Annotated in this window: 15 protein-coding genes; 8 read left to right on the top strand and 7 right to left on the bottom strand. The window is 73.0% G+C overall.

All coding sequences use genetic code 11. From position 1 onward, the window contains the following. Positions 1-43: 43 nt before the first annotated feature. Together pdxH and ACF1FZ_RS02635 are read left to right on the top strand one after the other, a co-directional pair. Positions 44-676 (top strand): pyridoxamine 5'-phosphate oxidase, encoded by a 633-nt coding sequence (pdxH, locus tag ACF1FZ_RS02640; protein WP_391771517.1) that lies wholly within the window; start codon positions 44-46, stop codon positions 674-676. Between the two features lie 514 nt (positions 677-1190). After that, a complete protein-coding gene (locus ACF1FZ_RS02635) occupies positions 1191-2588 on the top strand; it encodes a PAS domain-containing protein (protein ID WP_391771516.1) in 1398 nt (465 codons plus the stop codon). A gap of 64 nt (positions 2589-2652) precedes the next feature. On the opposite strand, the gene ACF1FZ_RS02630 is transcribed toward ACF1FZ_RS02635, so the two are convergent. Then, complete coding sequence (locus ACF1FZ_RS02630) at positions 2653-3408, bottom strand: SIS domain-containing protein (RefSeq protein ID WP_391771515.1); 756 nt, start codon at positions 3406-3408, stop codon at positions 2653-2655. 208 nt (positions 3409-3616) lie between these two features. Between ACF1FZ_RS02630 and ACF1FZ_RS02625 the strand changes: the two genes are divergently transcribed. Next, complete coding sequence (locus tag ACF1FZ_RS02625; protein ID WP_391771514.1) at positions 3617-4309, top strand: metal-dependent transcriptional regulator; 693 nt, start codon at positions 3617-3619, stop codon at positions 4307-4309. Between the two features lie 686 nt (positions 4310-4995). Continuing rightward, the gene (locus tag ACF1FZ_RS02620) at positions 4996-5889 is read left to right on the top strand and encodes an alpha/beta fold hydrolase (protein WP_391771513.1); all 894 of its coding nucleotides are present in this window, start codon (positions 4996-4998) and stop codon (positions 5887-5889) included. 57 nt (positions 5890-5946) lie between these two features. Here ACF1FZ_RS02620 and ACF1FZ_RS02615 read toward each other — a convergent pair whose 3' ends face one another. Genes ACF1FZ_RS02615 through ACF1FZ_RS02605 form a run of 3 tightly spaced genes read right to left on the bottom strand, consistent with a single transcriptional unit; the run spans position 5947 to position 9130 of the window. After that, complete coding sequence (locus tag ACF1FZ_RS02615; protein WP_391771512.1) at positions 5947-7590, bottom strand: transporter; 1644 nt, start codon at positions 7588-7590, stop codon at positions 5947-5949. After that, complete coding sequence (locus ACF1FZ_RS02610; protein WP_391771511.1) at positions 7587-8414, bottom strand: ABC transporter ATP-binding protein; 828 nt, start codon at positions 8412-8414, stop codon at positions 7587-7589. Before ACF1FZ_RS02610 ends, ACF1FZ_RS02615 begins: the two co-directional genes overlap by 4 nt. A gap of 38 nt (positions 8415-8452) precedes the next feature. Further along, entirely contained in the window at positions 8453-9130 is a 678-nt protein-coding gene (locus ACF1FZ_RS02605) for a bifunctional DNA primase/polymerase (RefSeq protein ID WP_391771510.1), read from the bottom strand. 253 nt (positions 9131-9383) lie between these two features. On the opposite strand from ACF1FZ_RS02605, the gene ACF1FZ_RS02600 reads away from it, so the two are divergent. Together ACF1FZ_RS02600 and ACF1FZ_RS02595 are read left to right on the top strand one after the other, a co-directional pair. Next, complete coding sequence (locus ACF1FZ_RS02600) at positions 9384-10766, top strand: transcriptional regulator (RefSeq protein ID WP_391771509.1); 1383 nt, start codon at positions 9384-9386, stop codon at positions 10764-10766. A 166-nt stretch (positions 10767-10932) separates the two neighbouring features. Then, a complete protein-coding gene (locus ACF1FZ_RS02595) occupies positions 10933-12342 on the top strand; it encodes a hypothetical protein (RefSeq protein ID WP_391771508.1) in 1410 nt (469 codons plus the stop codon). 72 nt (positions 12343-12414) lie between these two features. Here the strand turns inward: ACF1FZ_RS02595 and ACF1FZ_RS02590 are convergent, their stop codons facing one another. After that, a complete protein-coding gene (locus ACF1FZ_RS02590; RefSeq protein ID WP_391771507.1) occupies positions 12415-13674 on the bottom strand; it encodes an ABC transporter substrate-binding protein in 1260 nt (419 codons plus the stop codon). 174 nt (positions 13675-13848) lie between these two features. On the opposite strand from ACF1FZ_RS02590, the gene ACF1FZ_RS02585 reads away from it, so the two are divergent. Beyond that, the gene (locus ACF1FZ_RS02585; RefSeq protein WP_325749020.1) at positions 13849-14295 is read left to right on the top strand and encodes a hypothetical protein; all 447 of its coding nucleotides are present in this window, start codon (positions 13849-13851) and stop codon (positions 14293-14295) included. A gap of 28 nt (positions 14296-14323) precedes the next feature. Then, positions 14324-15223: a formyltetrahydrofolate deformylase gene (purU, locus tag ACF1FZ_RS02580; protein WP_391771506.1), complete on the top strand. Its 900-nt coding sequence runs from the start codon at positions 14324-14326 to the stop codon at positions 15221-15223. A 9-nt stretch (positions 15224-15232) separates the two neighbouring features. Here the strand turns inward: purU and ACF1FZ_RS02575 are convergent, their stop codons facing one another. Beyond that, entirely contained in the window at positions 15233-16486 is a 1254-nt protein-coding gene (locus ACF1FZ_RS02575; RefSeq protein WP_391771505.1) for a maleylpyruvate isomerase N-terminal domain-containing protein, read from the bottom strand. Next, a complete protein-coding gene (locus tag ACF1FZ_RS02570; protein ID WP_391771504.1) occupies positions 16483-17064 on the bottom strand; it encodes an RNA polymerase sigma factor in 582 nt (193 codons plus the stop codon). Before ACF1FZ_RS02570 ends, ACF1FZ_RS02575 begins: the two co-directional genes overlap by 4 nt. Positions 17065-17149 lie beyond the last annotated feature (85 nt).

Raw genomic sequence — 17149 nt, 5'->3', positions numbered from 1 at the left:
CTCTCGTGTCCCGTCATCCGATTGCACCACCGATCCGGCCGCGATGCGCGAGCAGTACCGCTCCGAGGACTTCGTCGAGAAGGATCTCGCCGCGGACCCCATGGAGCAGTTCGCCCACTGGTTCCGCCAGGTCGCCGGGGGCGGCGCCCTCCACGAGCCGAACGCGATGGTGGTCTCCACCGCCGACTCCCGGGGCCGGCCGTCCTCCCGGACGGTGCTGCTGAAGCACTACGACGACCGTGGCTTCGTCTTCTTCACCAACTACGGCTCCCGCAAGGGCCGCGAGCTGACCGCGAACCCGTACGTCTCACTGCTCTTCCCCTGGCACCCGCTCGCCCGCCAGGTCGTCGTCACCGGCACCGCGGCCCGCGTCGGGCGCGAGGAGACGGTCGCGTACTTCCGTACCCGCCCCCACGGCTCCCAGCTGGGCGCCTGGGCCAGTGACCAGTCGACGGTGGTCGGCTCCCGCGAGGAGCTGACCGCCCGCTACGAGGAGCTCGCCGCCCGCTACCCGGAGGGGGAGAAGGTCCCGGCGCCCCCGCAGTGGGGCGGCTTCCGCGTCGTGCCGGACGCGATCGAATTCTGGCAGGGCCGCGAGAACCGGCTGCACGACAGGCTCCGGTACGTCCGGGAGAGTCCGGCCGCGGCCTGGCGGGTGGAGCGGCTCTGCCCGTGACCCGTCGGCCCGCCCTCCCCGGCAGACCGGAGGAGGCGGGCACCCTGGTCGCGTTCCCGCCCTCCGGCTCCGGGGCGGCCCGGTCAGGGCCACGGCCGTCCCGGCCGGCGGGACCGGCCCGGGCGGCATCGGCCCGTCCCGCCCGTGAACGCAGGAACCCGCAGGCTCTGGTCCCTCCTTGCGGAGGAGCCGGCCGGACTTACCGGCGAGCCTGCGGGTCGGTGACTGCGTGGGTTTCGGCAGACAGCCTGCCGAGGTGCACTGTGTGCGACGGCGGGCTGTCAGCCCGCAGCCACCTCACGAATCCGATAAGACTGCACTTTTCGGATCACCTCCTTTCAACGTGTGCCCACAGCCTAGGAACGCCCCCGCAGCCGTGCAAGTGAATTAACGGACCTTCGGTGAAGACCGGATTTCCTGGAAGTGGCTGTGTGGTGGCTCACGTTCGAGTTGAATGGTCTGACGTGCGGCAATGCGGAACGCCAAGCGGAACACGCCCTGCGGGAGGTGCGGAGTGAGCGCTTTCAGGAGCACCGGGACCACCGACGCGCTCGGTCCCGAGGAGGGCCCCGGGCGGGAGCCTCCGGAAGCGGCGATTCCGGGATCTCGTCTCCTCGCGGCGCTGCTCGACGGGATGGACGCCGCGCTCTGCGCGTTCGACGCGCACGGCACCATCACCCACTGGAACCGCGAGGCCGAACGGATCCTCGGCTGGACCGCGGCCGAGGCCGTGGGGCGGCGGGGCTTCGCGGGGTGGGCCGTGCGGAGCGCGGACGCGGAGGACGTGCAGGGACGGCTGCTCGCCGTCATGGACGCGCCCGGCAGGCAGGTCCACGAGTTCGCGCTGCTGCGCAAGGACGGCGGGCGTGTCCTCGTCCGGACCCAGTCGGCGGGGGTGCGCGGCGAGGACGGGAAGCCCGCCGGGGTGTACTGCGCGTTCAGCGAGGTGCACGCGCAGATCGACCTGGAGCGGTCCATCGCACTCGGCGAGGCCCTGTTCGAGGACGCGTCCTGGGGCGTGGTCGCCGTCGACGTCGACCTGCGCCCGACCGCGGTCAACGCGTACGCGGCCAGGGCGCTGGGCGGCGGGCGCACGAGGCTGCTGGGCCGCCCGCTGGGCGAGCTGGTCGTGCAGGGCGTCGAGGAGCTGGAGGGGGCGCTGCAGCACGCCCTCGCCGAGGGGGCGCCGTCCGCCCCGGCGGAGCTGTGGGTGACCCTGCGGACCCCCGAGGGCGACCGGCGGCGGTGCTGGCGCAGCGGCTTCCTGAGGCTGGCCTCGCCGCTGGCGGAGGAGCCGGTGCCGCTCGGGGTCGGCTGGATGTTCCGGGACGTCACCGCGGCGAAGCTCGCGGAGCAGGACGCGGACCGGGTGCGTTTCCGCGCGAACCAGCTGCACCGGGCCGCCCGCCAGGCGGCTGAGTGCGAGGACCCGATGGAGGCGGCGACCACGTCGCTGGACTTCGCCCTGGCGGGGTTCGCCGACCACGTGGTCGTCGATCTGCTGGCGGACCTGGCGGCGGGGGAGCGGCTGGTGCGGGCCGCCGCCACGCCGTCCGACGCGCCGGGACCCTGCCTGCCGGTCTCCGGCGGCCCGCTCCCCGTGCGGTACGCGCCGGGGCACCCGGCCCTGAAGGCCGTGGAGCGTACGGGTTCCGTCCGTGTCGCCGCACCGGCGGACGCGGGCGAGGCGTGGGCGTCGGAGCACCGGTGGCCGGGTGACTCGGTGCACGCCCTGTGCGTCGTGCTGCGGAGCCGGGGGCGGACCCTGGGTGTGGTGACGTTCCTGAGGTCGGCCAGCCGCAGGGCGTTCGAGCGCCCCGACGTGATGTACGCGGAAAGCGTGGCGGTCCGGGTCGCCTCGGCGGTCGACCTGGCCCGGCTGACGGCGGGGCCGGACACGATGGACGCCTGAAGGCGCCGGGCACCTGAAGGCGCCGGGCACCTGGCGGGGCCGGCTCCTCCAGGGCCCCGGGGTCTCAGTGCCGGTAGAAGATGCGGTCGCCGTACTCCCGCATCACGCGTCCGTTCCACTCGTGCCCGCCGTCGACGTTGCCCGAGCGCAGCAGCGGCGGTTCGGTCCCCCGGGCGACGAGCTCCTCCGCCGCGCCGGCCATCACGGCCTGCATCAGCGCGCTGGTGACGACCGTGGAAGCGGGCGCGAACGGTGCCTCGACGCCCTCCGCCCTCAGCTCCGCGTCGCCGATCGCGATCTTGCTGTCGAGCACGATGTCGCAGTGGTCCCGGAGGAATCCGCCCGAGGCGTGCCGGGACCTGGTGCCCTTCGTGTACGCGACCGAGGTGACCCCGACGACCGTCAGCCCGAGCGCCCGCGCGTTCTGCGCCATCTCCACGGGCAGGGCGTTGCGCCCGGACAGGGAGATGATCACGAGGAGGTCGCCGGAACGGGCCGGGCTGGAGTCGAGTACGGCGCTCGCGAGACCGTCCACCCGCTCCAGCGCGGAACCGAGCGTGGCCGGCATGACGTCGACGCCGACGGTGCCGGGCACCGCGAGCAGGTTCATCAGGGCGAGACCGCCCGCCCGGTAGACGACGTCCTGCGCGGCGAGCGAGGAGTGCCCGGCGCCGAAGGCGAAGAGCCGGCCGCCCGCGGCGACGGTGTCGGCGATCGCGGCACCCGCGGCGGCGATCGCTTCGGACTCCTCGTCGCGCACCCGCTCCAGCAGGCCGATCGCTGCGTCGAAGAACTGACCGGCGAGCTTGCTGTCGCTCATCGAGGAGGCCTTTCCTGCGGGACGGGGGCCCGTGCGGTGCCCGTGTAGCGGATCACGTTGCGGTCCGGACCGGTGGGCTGTCAATAGCGCTCGGACCGGGCCGACGGCACGGACTCCCGACGGCGGGGCACGGTTGCCGGTGCCATGCGTCAGAATTGGGGCAGGGCCATCGCACGACGACTTCATGTCACAGCATCGAGGGGCACGTATGTCCGGACTGATCGACACGACGGAGATGTATCTCCGCACCATCCTCGAGCTCGAAGAGGAAGGCGTGGTCCCTATGCGCGCCCGGATCGCCGAACGGCTGGACCAGAGTGGTCCCACGGTCAGCCAGACGGTGGCGCGCATGGAGCGGGACGGGCTGGTCCAGGTCGCGGGCGACCGCCACCTGGAGCTGACCGAGGAGGGGCGCCGCCTGGCGACACGGGTGATGCGCAAGCACCGCCTCGCCGAGTGCCTGCTGGTCGACGTCATCGGCCTGGAGTGGGAACAGGTCCATGCCGAGGCCTGCCGCTGGGAACACGTGATGAGCGAGGCCGTGGAGCGCCGGGTGCTGGAGCTGCTGCGGCACCCGACGGAGTCTCCGTACGGCAATCCGATCCCGGGGCTGGAGGAGCTGGGCGAGAAGGCCGAGGCGGATCCGTTCCTGGACGAGGGCATGGTGAGCCTGGCCGAACTCGACCCGGGCGCGGACGGCAAGACCGTGGTGGTGCGCCGGATCGGTGAGCCGATCCAGACGGACGCGCAGCTGATGTACTCCTTGCGGCGGGCCGGCGTGCAGCCCGGCTCCGTCGTCAGCGTGACCGAATCGGCCGGCGGGGTGCTGGTCGGCTCCAGCGGGGAGGCGGCCGAACTGAACGCCGAAGTCGCCTCACACGTGTTCGTCGCCAAGCGCTGACCAGCGCCTGTGTCCGCGTAGGCGCCCTGCCCGCAAATGCAGGAGCCGGTGCGGATGCACGTGCAGATGTGAACCGGTAAGCCCGCTTTCTGTTTTCCGCCCGGAATCGCAGCGCCCGGGCGAAACGCGTGCCAGGCTGTGGCCAGGCATATGACCTGAGGGTGCCGGCGGGGCCTGGCCTGCCGGGCGGTCGGGGAGGGAGCAGGAAATGCGCCCGTCGCACTGGCACGCGCACTGTGGGACGAGTGCCGGCCCGTGCGGCGCCCCCTGTCCTCCGGCACCTCCATGGCCGCACAAGGTGTTCGAATCGCTCCGGCGGACCATCGCCCGGTCCCGGCGGGCCGTCATGCCGCTCCGCCCGCCCGCCGGGCGGTTCCGGACCCGCCGCGAGCGCGGACCCGTGCACCGCGGAACAGGGGACGGCCCCGGCGCCCTGAGGCGCCGGGGCCGGTCCTCCCCTGCCCTGACCTGGAGCCCCGAGCTCTCGAGGCCAGTGCTTACGGACCCCTGTCCCCGAGCGGTCCGCTTCTTGCAGAAGGTCTCCCCTGAGGGAGCGTCATCAATCCTGAACTGCTGTCACTCAAACGTGGGATGTTGCGAGCCAGAAGCAGGCTTTCGAATAAATTTTCGATAGTCTGGCGCGCACGACGCACGGTGATCGAGATCAGAAGGGGGTGCCAGAACCTATGGTGCGGCGCATCGATGTGACCGGAGCCGGCGGCGTACGTCTCGCGGCCTGGGATTTCGCGGATCCGCCCGAGGAGCGCGCGGAGGCCGGTGAAGCCCCCGGGATCCTGATGCTCCACGGGCTGATGGGCCGGGCCTCGCACTGGGCCCCCGCCGCCCGTTGGCTCTCCGGACGCCACCGCCCGGTCGGCCTCGACCAGCGTGGCCACGGAGACAGCGAGAAGCCGGCCGACGGCCTCTACACCCGTGACGCCTACGTCGCGGACGCCGAGGCCGCCGTCGAACAGCTCGGCCTCGGCCCCGTCACCCTCGTCGGACACTCGATGGGCGCGCTCACCGCATGGCAGCTCGCCGCGAAGCGCCCCGATCTCGTCAAGGCGCTCATCATCTGTGACATGCGGGCCTCCGCACTCGGAGCGGCCTCGCAGCGTGAATGGGAGGACTGGTTCGGCTCCTGGCCGCTCCCCTTCGCGACGCTCGCGGAGGTGCGGAAGTGGTTCGGCGAGGACGACCCCTGGGTCGAGCGGCCCCACCCCTCCCGCGGCGAGTTCTTCGCGGAGGTGATGGCCGAGGGCCCCGACGGCTGGCGGCCCGTCTTCTCCCAGGAGCAGATGCTGACGTCCCGGGCCACCTGGGTCCACGACGCCCACTGGGAGGAGCTGGCGCAGGTGCGCTGCCCCACCCTGGTCCTGCGCGGGATCGACGGACAGCTGGGCAGGGCCGAGGCCCAGGAGATGGTCCGCGTCCTGCCGCGCGGGCAGTACGCGGAGGTGGAGGACGCCGGCCACCTCGTCCACTACGACCGGCCCGAGGGCTGGCGCAGGGCGGTGGAACCCTTCCTGGAACAGCTCGCCGAGGACTTCCGGGACGACCGGGAGCCCGTCAGCCCCTGACCCCCGGCGCCTCCGCCACCCGGGCCTTCCCGCGGGCCCCCGCCCCGTGCCGGTCCCTCAGCCCTTGCTGACCGCGGCCAGGATCTCCGGGAGCCGGCCCGCCGTGCGCGGCGCCGCCAGCCGTACACCCAGCCACGCGATGAACGCCCCGTACACCGCGCCCACCGGCAGCAGCAGCCACAGCAGGTCCTGACGGCCCGCCACGTGCAGCCAGACCGTCAGCCCGATGACGGGCCCGCTGAGCACCGCGGCCGCCACCATGCCACCGAGGATGGAGATCCAGGCGAGCCCGGCCTGCCCCGGCACGACGTTCTTGAACGCCCCGTCCTGGGGGATCGAATACGGGAACAGCGCCGAGGCCACCGCACCGGTCGCGAGCATCGCTCCGAGCAGGGCGAACGAAAGCCCCATGACGCCCGGCAGCGCCTCCCAGTCCCCGAGCACCGCCGCGGTCACCACCGTCACCAGGACCGTGTACGGCAGGGTGATCAGCAGCAGGGCCAGGGCCCGCGCCCGCAGTTCGACGTAAGCGTCCCTGGTCGAGGAGACCGACAGCGCCACCATCCAGAAGGCGGAGGTGTCCTGCCCGAACTGGTTGTACATCTGCATGCCGAGCATCCCGGCCGCGAAGCACGCGAAGTAGACCGACCCGGCCCCCTGCACCGCGTTGAGCACCGGAACGATCAGACCGATCGCCAGCGCCGTCACCCAGGAGGCCTTGGTCTTCGGATCCCGCACGACATACCGCAGACTCCGCTGCATCACCGTGCCCGTACGCCCCTCGGGGAGCAGCGAGAGGAACCCGGAGCGCTCGGCGCCCGCCCGGCCGGCCGACGGCTCGGCGGCGGCGACCGTGGAACCGTCCGGCGAGGTCATCAGCTTCGTCAGGCTCCGCTGCCACAGCCACATCAGGCCGCCCAGCGCGAGCACCGAGAGCAGCAGCTGCCCGAGCGCGGCCCCGTACGCCCCCTCGGAGGCGGACGCCACCGACCCGAGAGCCGAGGCCGGCGGCAGCCACCGCACCACGTCCGCGACGGGTTCGAGGGAGGACAGCCCGCCCGCCCTGCCCAGGCGCTGCGCACCGAAGTTGACGAACTGGATGCCCACCGCGATCACCAGGCCGCTGAGGACCGCGAGGTCGCGGCCCTTGCGCGAGGTCAGCAACCGGATGTTGGCCGTGGCGACGGACCGCGCCAGCGCCACACAGACCAGCAGCGTCAGAGGTACGGCGATCACCCCGGACACCACCGCGGCCGCACCGTGCGCCACCGCGATCACCGACCCCAGGGCCAGGGTGAGCGTGAAGAGCGGCCCGATGCCGATCAGCGAGGCCACCAGCAGCGCCCCGATCAGCGGACGGGGCCGCAGCGGCAGCATCACCAGCCGGCTCGGGTCGAGGGTCTCGTCACCGCTCGGGAAGAACAGCGGCATCACCGCCCAGCCCAGCGCCACCACCGCGGTCAGCAACACCACCAGGGTGCCTGCCTGCGCATGGCCGCGCAGCGCGAGCAGGCCGATCACCTGGCCCGCCGCGAGCAGCACGGTGACCACCAGGGAAGCGACGTAGGCGGCCCGCCGCCCGGACGACTGGCGCAGCCCGTTGCGCAGCAGCGTCAGCTTGAGCCGTACGAAGACGGGCACGAGGCCCTGCCCCGGTACGGCCGGGACGGCGGAACCCGCGGGGGCGTCCAGCACCGTCATCGGGCACCGCCCAGCCAGTCCAGGGACTCACCGGTGTCCCGGGCACCCGCGCCGACCAGTTCGAGGAAGGCGTCCTGCAGGGAGGCCGCCTCACCACGCACCTCGGTGAGCGTGCCCCGGGCCCGGATCCGGCCCGCCGCCATGACGGCCACCCAGTCGCAGAGGGACTCGACGAGCTCCATCACATGGCTGGAGAAGACCACGGTCGCGCCGGAGCGGGTGTAGCGCTCCAGCACCCCGCGGATGGTCTGTGCGGAGACCGGGTCGACACCCTCGAACGGCTCGTCCAGGAAGAGGACTTCGGGATTGTGCAGCAGCGCGGCCGCCAGTCCGATCTTCTTGCGCATCCCGGTCGAGTAGTCGACGACCAGTTTGTGCTGGGCCCCCGCCAGGTCCAGGACGTCGAGCAGCTGGGTGGCCCGCTTGTCCGTCTCGGCCCCCGGCAACCCACGCAACCGCCCTGTGTAACCCAGCAGTTCACGGCCGGAAAGCCGCTCGAAGAGCCGCAGTCCCTCCGGGAGCACCCCGATCCGGGACTTCACCTCGACCGGGTCCCGCCACACGTCGTGGCCCGCCACCTCGATCCGGCCCATGTCAGGCCTCAGCAGCCCCGTCACCATCGAGAGGGTGGTGGTCTTGCCCGCGCCGTTGGGACCGACCAGGCCGATGAACTTGCCGGCGGGCAGCTCCAGATCGACCCCGGCGACCGCCACCTGCTCCCCGAACCGCTTCCACAACCCCTCCACCCGCACGGCGGGAGGCGGGGCCGGAGCCGCACCTCCCGCCGTGCCGGTCACGCCTGCACTGTCCGCCTGGTCCGGCATAGCACTGCCTTTCGATATCCCCACGTGTGGGGACCACCCTACGAAAGGCGGGTGCGGGCGTCGGCCGCCTCCCGGGCACAGGCGTAGGCGAGCGGGCTGATCAGCTCCTGCACGTCGGGCAGCCACAGGTCGGCCCGGGAGGGCCGGCGTGCCCACTGCACGGCGCCGCGCCCGGCCAGCCGGGTGGGCGGCGCGGCCACGTGATCGCCTTCGCCGCGCCCCACCAGACCGATCGCCCCGGAGTCCCAGCCCAGCCGCCGTACGAGCTCGGGCGCCCCGGCCGCGGCGCCCGGCAGGGCGAAGAACAGCATCCTGCGGTCCGGGGTGCGGATCACCGGGCCGGTCGTGAGACCCATCCGCTCCGTCCTCGCCAGGGCCAGGAAGCCCGCGGACTCCGGTACGTCCAGAACGTCGAACGTCCGGCCGGTCGGCATGAGGACCGACGACCCGGGCTGCCTCGACCACATCCGGCGGGCCGCGGCAGCGCTGCCCGTCGCCTGGTCCGCCCAGTCCGGACGGGTCGGATGGGCCCCGGGGGCCGCGCAGCCGGTGTCACCGCACGAGCAGCGCTCCGTCCCCCCGGCGGCCTCCAGCCAGGTTCCCGGGAACACCTCCCAGTGCCGCTCCTGGGCGTACCAGACGGCGGCCTCGGTCAGTTGCTCACCTCGCTGCCGGGGGACCTGGGCGGCTTCCGTCACTCCGATGGACTCTTCCACGCCCCGCTCAACTCCCGGCACGAACGGGGGTTACGGGCGCCCGCGCGGCCTTCGCGGCGGATCGGTCCCGCACATGGGGCGCACGGGTGCACGGGCGGGGGCGCGCGGGAGGAAGCACGTCGGTGCGGGGTAACCACATGCAGGACTGTGCCAACTCACCACCGCTTCACCGGATACAGATGAACCCGGGCATTTCTCATGCCGTGCCGGGCAGTGATGCCTTCAGCGAACCACTGCGGTCCCAGGGGGAAAAATGGCAGCCAGGCCTCTCGTCGCCCGCCAGCCGAACGAACGGCTCCAGACGCTCATCCAGGAGGCGGCGTGTTCCAACGCCGGTCTCGCACGCCGGGTCAACATGGTCGGGGCGGAGCGGGGGATCGACCTCCGTTACGACAAGACCTCCGTGGCCCGCTGGCTGCGCGGACAGCAGCCACGCGGCAGGGCGCCGGGGATCATCGCCGAGGCGATCGGGCGCAAACTCGGCCGCACGGTCACGATCGACGAGATCGGCATGGCCAACGGAAAGAGCCTGGCCTCCGGAGTCGGCCTGCAGTTCGCGCCCACCGTGCTCGGCGCCATCGAGCAGGCCTGCGAACTGTGGCGCAGCGACGTGGGCCGTCGCGACCTCCTGGCCGGCTCGGCGGTGACCGCGTCCGCCCTGGTCGAGCCCAGCCGTGACTGGCTGATCACGGCCGCCGACCCGCAGGTGGCGCGGACGGCCGGGAGCCGGGTCGGCATGCCGGACGTGGCGGCGGTGCGGGCGACGACCGCCGCGCTCGTCGACCTGGACCACCGCTTCGGCAGCGGACACGTGCGTCCTGTGCTGGTGCACTACCTCAACAGCGTGGTGTCCGGGCTCCTTTCGGGGTCGTACCGCGAGTCGGTCGGCCGCGAGCTCTTCGGCGCGGCCGCCCGGCTCACCGAGCTCGCCGGGTACATGGCCGTGGACACCGGCCAGCCGGGGCTGGCCCAGCGGTACTACATCCAGGCACTGCGCCTGGCCCAGGCCGCGGGCGACCGGGCGTACGGGGGCTATGTGCTGGCGGCGTCCATGAGCCATCTCGCCGCGCAGCTGGGCAATCCGCGCGAGATCGCCCAGCTGGCCCGGGCCGCGCAGGAGGGCGCGCGGGGACAGGTGACCCCGCGGGCGGAAGCCCTGTTCCACGCGGCGGAGGCCCGGGGCCACGCGCTGATGGGCGATGCGCGCACCTGCCAGGCCGCAGCGGGCCGGGCGCTGGCGGCGCTGGACCAGGCCGACCCGGAGAAGGGCGACGACCCCGGCTGGATCACCCACTTCGACGCGGGCTACCTCGCCGACGAGCTGGCGCACTGCCACCGGGACCTGGGACAGGCCGAACCGGCCGCCCGCCGGGCGAAGGAAGCCCTGGCGGCCCTCCCGGAGTCCCGGGCCCGGCGCCGGGGCATCGGCCTGGTGCTGCTGGCCACCGCGCAGGTGCAGCAGCGCGAGGTGGAGCAGGCGTGCCACACGGGGCTGCGGGCGATGGAACTGCTGGCGACGGTGCGCTCCAGCCGGGGCTCCGAATACCTCGACGACCTCCAGCAGCGGCTCGAGCCGTACGCGAACGAGCCCGCGGTGCGGGAATTCGGCGCCAGGCTGGAGCTCCAGGCCGCCTGACCAGCAGCCTCCGTACCCGGCGAGCCGGCCGTGAACAGCGCCGCGAGTACCTGGAGTACCACCCGCCGTGTGAAGGAGCGGTGAGCGTCCTGGGTGCTTGGCGCAGGGCTCCTGGCACCCGGTAGCGTGAGCCGACGATTCCGTAGGTTCACACGTAGGAGTCCCGGTGACGCAGAGCGGACAGGGTGACGAGCGGCAGCTTCCTGCTGTACGGCCCGCGCACGAAGGTGTCGTGCTGCCCGCGGAGGGTGGTGCCCCCTGGAACGCGGGGGGGCCGGCGGGCGGGCAGCCGGACCGAGCCGCCCCCGCGGGCGGGCAGCCGTGGGGCGGGTCCTGGGGGCCACAGGCCCCGTACCAGGGCGGCCCGCCCCCGGGGCAGCTGCCACCGGAGTACCAGCAGGGTGTCCACCAGCAGCCGCAAGGGCAGTACCAGCCCCCGCAGCAGGGTTACGCACCCCAGCAGACCCCGTACCAGCAGCCGCAGCAGTACGCCCAGCCCCTGCCGCCGGAGGCAGGTCCCGCCGGGCAGGGCGGGGACGCGGACGCCACGCAGTACATCGCACCCCTCCCCGGAGGCGGCCCCCTCCCCGGAGGGCTGCCGCCCGAGCGTCCGGCGGAGTCCACCCAGTACCTGGACCGGACCGCCGCCCCCGCGCAGTCGTCCGACGCCGACGCGACCCAGTACATACCCCCGGTCCCCGGCGGCGCTCCGTACGGCATCCGGCCGGGTGCCCCGGGCGACCGGCAGCCACCCGCCGAGTTCGACAGCCTCTTCCGCAGCGAGGAACCCGCGGGCGCCACCCAGCAGATGCCCGGCTTCGCCGGGCACCAGCATCAGCCGCACCAGTCCCACCAGGGCACGTACGGCGACCGGTTGCCGCCCCAGGGCGCCCAGCCCCACCCGCCGGGCCACGGCGGGCCGGAGCAGGAGCACGCCGCGCCGCGCAGACGGTCGGCGCACATCCCGCTGATCGCGGCCGTCGTCGTCGGCTGCGCCGTCATCGGGCTCGGCGCGGGCGCCCTGATGAGCGGGGGCGACGAAAGCCCGTCGGACGACAAGCAGCCGGTGGCCGCGCAGAGTTCACCCTCGGACGACAGCTCCGCCCAGGCGGCCGATCCCGCGAAACCGCAGGCCGAGGCGCTCGACAAGCTCCTCGCGGACAGCAACGACAGCCGCTCGGCGGTCATCAGCGCCGTGGAGAAGATCAAGGGCTGCCGGGCGCTCGACCAGGCGGCCTCCGACCTGACGGGCGCTGCCGCGCAGCGCCGGGGCCTGATCACCCGGCTGGAGGCGCTGAGTGTCGACCTGCTCCCGGCCAACGCCGAGCTGAAGGCTTCCCTGACGAAGGCGTGGCAGGCGTCGGCCGAGGCCGACGACCACTACGCCACGTGGGCCGGCCAGGCCAAGAACGACAAGAAGGTCTGCAAGGGCGGCAAGGCCCGTTCGACCGACGCGACCGCCAAGGCCAACGCGTCGAGCGGTGAGGCGACCACGGCCAAGCGTGAGGCCTCGGGGCTGTGGAACACCATCGCGCGGAAGTACGGGCTGACCGGGCGCGCCCCCACGCAGCTCTGACGCGGAGGTCTCCGGCTCCCGGGTGCCGGTCCCGGGAGCCGGAGGCAGGTGAGCGCGCGTCAGGCGGAGGCGTCAGAAGCCCGTGGGGGCGTCCATCAGGGTCTTCGTGACATCCACGAAACCCTCCTTCTCGGCGGTGAGACGCCCGTCGCGGACCACCTGGAACGTCACCCGCCCATTGACGATGCGCCCGTAGGCGGCCGTGCCGACCACGTCCTGGAAGCGCCAGCGCAGGACCGGGGTGAGCCCGCCGGTGTCCACCTCGGTGCCTCGGTTGAGGCTGACGGAGATCCCTCCCGCTGTGATGTCCGGCCGGTCCATCGCCTCGATGACGGCCTTGAGCGCGGTGTAGGCGATCCAGGTCGTCTGCACGCCCGTGTCCTCGGGATCGATCCGGTCGTCCCCGAAGGCGTACTTCCGGATCACCTCGCGCATCTCGTTCCAGCGGGCGTCGCCGGGCTCCGGGTACCAGCCGGTGACCAGGGCGCCCTCGAAGGGGCTGTCCGGTCCGCCCGAACGGTTGATGAGGGCCTGGCCGACGCTGCCGAGCACGGACGAGATCCGGACGCCGCTGCCCTCGGGGCCGAGCCGGCGCAAGGAATCGAAGAACGTCTCCGTGCCCTTGCCGAGCACCGCGGTCACACAGCCGTCCCCCGCCTTGTCGATGGCCCTGGCCGCCTCGGCGTCGTACGACGTGGCCCCCTCGGACGCGCTGATGTCGTAGGCCGGGGGGCGGCCGCTCCGGCTGAGGCTCATGTCGAGGAGCCCGGGCATGGTGTCACCGACCAGGGAGTCGGGGCGCACGAGCGAGACCCGTTCGCAGTTGGCGGCGAGCTGCTCGCCGTTGCCCGCGACGAGCGCCGGCTGGCCGCCGTTGACCGGGTAGGAAAGATAGCTGGTGAGCTCGTCGGCGGAGGCGCCGTACCCGCCGATGTACGGAATTCCGGCGGCCTCCAGCGGGGCCAGGAACGCCCGCCCGTGCCTGCTGTACGAACCGACGACGGCCGCCACGTCCTCGTCGACCGCCCGGCGGGCGCACTTCGAGGCTCCTGCCGGGGTGTCCTGCTCGTTGCAGGTGAGCACCCGGAGCTCGTGACCGTCGATCCCGCCCTCCTCCTCGGTCCAGCGGGCGTAGGTCCTCGCCATGGCCGGCATGCCCGCCATGTTCACCGTGTCGGCCCCGGTGGTGTCGGGCGCCCAGGTCATCACGGTGACGGGCTCCCTGGAGTCACCCGGCAGGATGCCGCAACCGGATACGAGCAGGGCCCCGGCCACCGTCGGTGTGAGGAGTCCGCGGGGACGGAGGGAGGTGAGGCGTCGCCATCCGGTCATAGACGTGAACTGTTGCGGCCCACGCGTAACGCGGCGGTCCGCCGCGGTCTACGCAAGGTGACGTGGAGGTGAATTACGGGGGCCCGCGCACGGCCGTCCGGAGGGAACGTACGATCGGCAACCGTGCAGCAAGGTTCGGAGAACACTTCCCGTCGCGGCCGTCGCTCCTCCACCATGGGCGGCATGCCGCTCAACGACATGCCGTGGTGGCGCTGGCGCAGCAACGTGCGCTCGGCGCTGCACATGCTTTCCGACCCCGTCTTCCACCACGAGTGCTGGCTGGCCGGCCGGGAGGGGTACGGCGACGTCACCGACGCCGTGTACCGCCTGGTCGAGGACACCTGGCTGGACAACTGGTCCGCCGAGAAGTACGTGGGCACGATCTTCCGCGACTCCGCCGAGGCCGCACTCGTGGACGTCGCCGCCCTGCGGGTGTTGCGCATCATGCACCAGGTGGGTGCCGACGCCCCGGTGTCCGCCTACCTGGAGCACCCGGGCTGGCAGGAGGCGGTGCTGGCCGCCCGTGAGGCCCACGTGATGCTCGCCACCAACGACGCGGAGGACCCCGACACCCCGCCGCGGTCCCTGGACGTGCTCCGCATCATGACCGGACCGGCGTGACCGGCGGGCGGTGTGGCACCCTACGGGGATGACCGCGCCGCAGCCCGCCGAACCCGTACCCGCTGCCTCGGACCCCACCGCCGAGCAGTACGTCCTCACGCTCTCCTGCCCCGACAAGCAGGGCATCGTGCACGCCGTGTCGAGTTATCTCTTCATGACCGGCTGCAACATCGAGGACAGCCAGCAGTTCGGCGACCACGACACCGGTCTCTTCTTCATGCGCGTCCACCTCTCGGCGGACGCCACGGTCACCGTGGACAAGCTGCGCGCCAGCTTCGCCGCGATCGGGGACGCCTTCCGGATGGACTGGCAGATCCACCGGGCGAGCGACCGGATGCGGATCGTGCTGATGGTCAGCAAGTTCGGGCACTGCCTCAACGACCTGTTGTTCCGCTCCCGCACCGGCGCCCTGCCGGTCGAGATCGTGGCGGTCGTCTCCAACCACACGGATTTCGCCGAGCTCGTCGCCTCGTACGGCGTCCCCTTCCGGCACATCCCCGTGAACAGGGAGAACAAGCCGGAGGCCGAGGCGCAGCTGCTGGAACTGGTCCGCGGCGAGAACGTCGAACTCGTCGTCCTGGCGCGCTACATGCAGGTGCTCTCGGACGATCTCTGCAAGCAGCTGAGCGGCCGGATCATCAACATCCACCACTCCTTCCTGCCGAGCTTCAAGGGCGCCAAGCCGTACCACCAGGCCCATGCGCGTGGTGTGAAGCTGATCGGTGCGACGGCGCACTACGTGACCGCCGACCTCGACGAGGGGCCGATCATCGAGCAGGAGGTCGAGCGCGTCGGGCACGGTGTCACGCCGGACCAGCTCGTCGCCGTCGGGCGCGACGTGGAGTGCCAGGCGCTGGCCCGCGCCGTCAAGTGGCACGCGGAACGCCGCATCCTGCTCAACGGCCGCCGTACGGTCGTCTTCCCGTGAGCGCCGTGTTCACAGCCGGCTGAGGGAGGCCGCGGCGAACAGGACGTCGCGGATCGCCTCGCGGTCACCCTCCTGACCGGCCGCGGCTTCGGCCGGCGGCACGTGGCCGGCGGCCAGCCGGCAGAACTCCACCCCGTCGAGCGCGACCTGCGCGACCGTGTGGGCGGGGGAACCGAGGGCGGCCGGTGAGTCCAGCGCGATGTACCAGTCACCCCCGCCGCGGCCTTCCACCTCCAGGTGCAGGGAGCGGCCCGGGGACCCCGCGGTGACCAGACGGCGGGCCGGTGCGGCCAGCCCCGTGCGGCGGCGCTCGGCGAGGGTGCCGGGCAGCAGCCGGACCACCAGGTCGATCATCCGGTGGAGATGGGCCGCGGCGGGCGGCTCGTAGGGATAGTCCACCGCGTCCGCGATGTCGCCGCCGTGCACCCAGCACTCGAAGGCCCGCTCCAGGAGCGAGTCCTGCAGCGGAAGGGCGAAGTCCCCGTACGGGACGGAGAGCTCCGCGACGCCGCGGCCCGCGAACGACACCGTACGGACGAGGGCGTGGCTCTGGTCACGCCACGGCTCCTGCACGGCCCGGGTGGGCGGCCGCGGAGCGGCCGACCAGTACGTCTCGGTGCGCCCGGTCGGTGTCGGCGGAGGGGAGCGGTCCTCCCCTCCGAGCGGGTCGTCCAGGCCGAGCGCCCTGGACACCAGGCCGTCGACGGCCGTCAGGTGTCCGATCACCCCGGCGACCGTCGTCCTGCGGTTCACCTGGCGGTCGGCCTCGAACCACTTCAGCCGTACCGGCGCGTGCCACTCCGAGTTGCCGATGTCCCGCAGCAGGGCATCGAGCCGGGCGGTCTCCGCGTCGTACGGCGCCGCCCACGACGGGACGGGGACACGCGCCGGGCGACGGCCCAGACAGCCCTCCAGGACCCGGGACCGGAGCAACGGGTCGAGGTCCAGGGTGCCGTCGGTGTGCAACAGTCCCACGGCGTCCCGCAACCGCACGGCCTCGTCGGCGCACCGCGCGCACGAGGTGAGGTGCTCCTCGACGGCAGCGGTCTCCTCGGCGGAGCAGGCAGCCAGCGCCCAGGCGCCGAGGAGCGACTCGAGCACCTGGTGGGGGAACGCCGGGGCGGGCGGGCCCGGTGATCCGGGCGGCTCCCGGCCGCCGGGCCGGACCGGCGGCAGCTCCTCCTGGTCGTCCGCGGCGGCCCGGGGCCCCGGTACGCGCCGCTCGGCCGGCGGTCCCCCGTCGCCGCCGTGGCTCCCGTTCACGATGCGGGCCCGTATCCGGGGGGCACGGAGTCCGCCGACGGCCGGATGTTCGCGGTGGACAGCAGCTGGAGCCCGAGGCGCAGCCGGCGCCTGGCCTCGTCCCCGGTGACGCCGAGGTCGGCGGCGGCCTGCCGGTAGTCCCGCCGCTGGACGTACGCGAGTTCCAGGGCGGCGCGCAGTGACGCGGGCATGGAGGCGACGATGTAGTCGGCGCGGGCCGCGGCGGTCGCCCTGAACACCCGGTCCTCCAGCTCCTCGGCCCGGCTGCCCGCGCCGGCCCCCGCGGCCGCCCCGTGCGTGCTGCGGAGGAGCAGCACGGACCGGCGGTGGGTGAGCCGTGCCACCCAGGCGCGCATCGAGCCGTGCCTGGGGTCGTACGCGCCGGGGTTCTCCCAGACGTAGCCGAAGACCTCGCGCGTCACCTGGTCCGCCGCGTCCTCGTCGTCGAGCATGCGATGGGCCTGGCTGTGCACCAGGACGGCGAACCGGTCGTAGAGCTCACCGAGGGCCGCCGCCTCGCCACGCGCCAGCCGCTGCTGCATCCGGCGGTCCCAGCGCGGTGGTGCGTCCTTCGCCATCCAGCCCCCAGCCCTGTGCCTCTCGTCAGCTCGAATGTAGTCGGCGGCACGCTCCGAACACGCTTCTTTGTGCCAAGTACGTCCC

It is taken from the genome of Streptomyces sp. NPDC014623 (assembly GCF_043088245.1).
Classification (GTDB): domain Bacteria; phylum Actinomycetota; class Actinomycetes; order Streptomycetales; family Streptomycetaceae; genus Streptomyces.
Note: the sequence above shows the minus strand (reverse complement) of the source record. Positions and strands in the feature narration are given on the sequence as shown.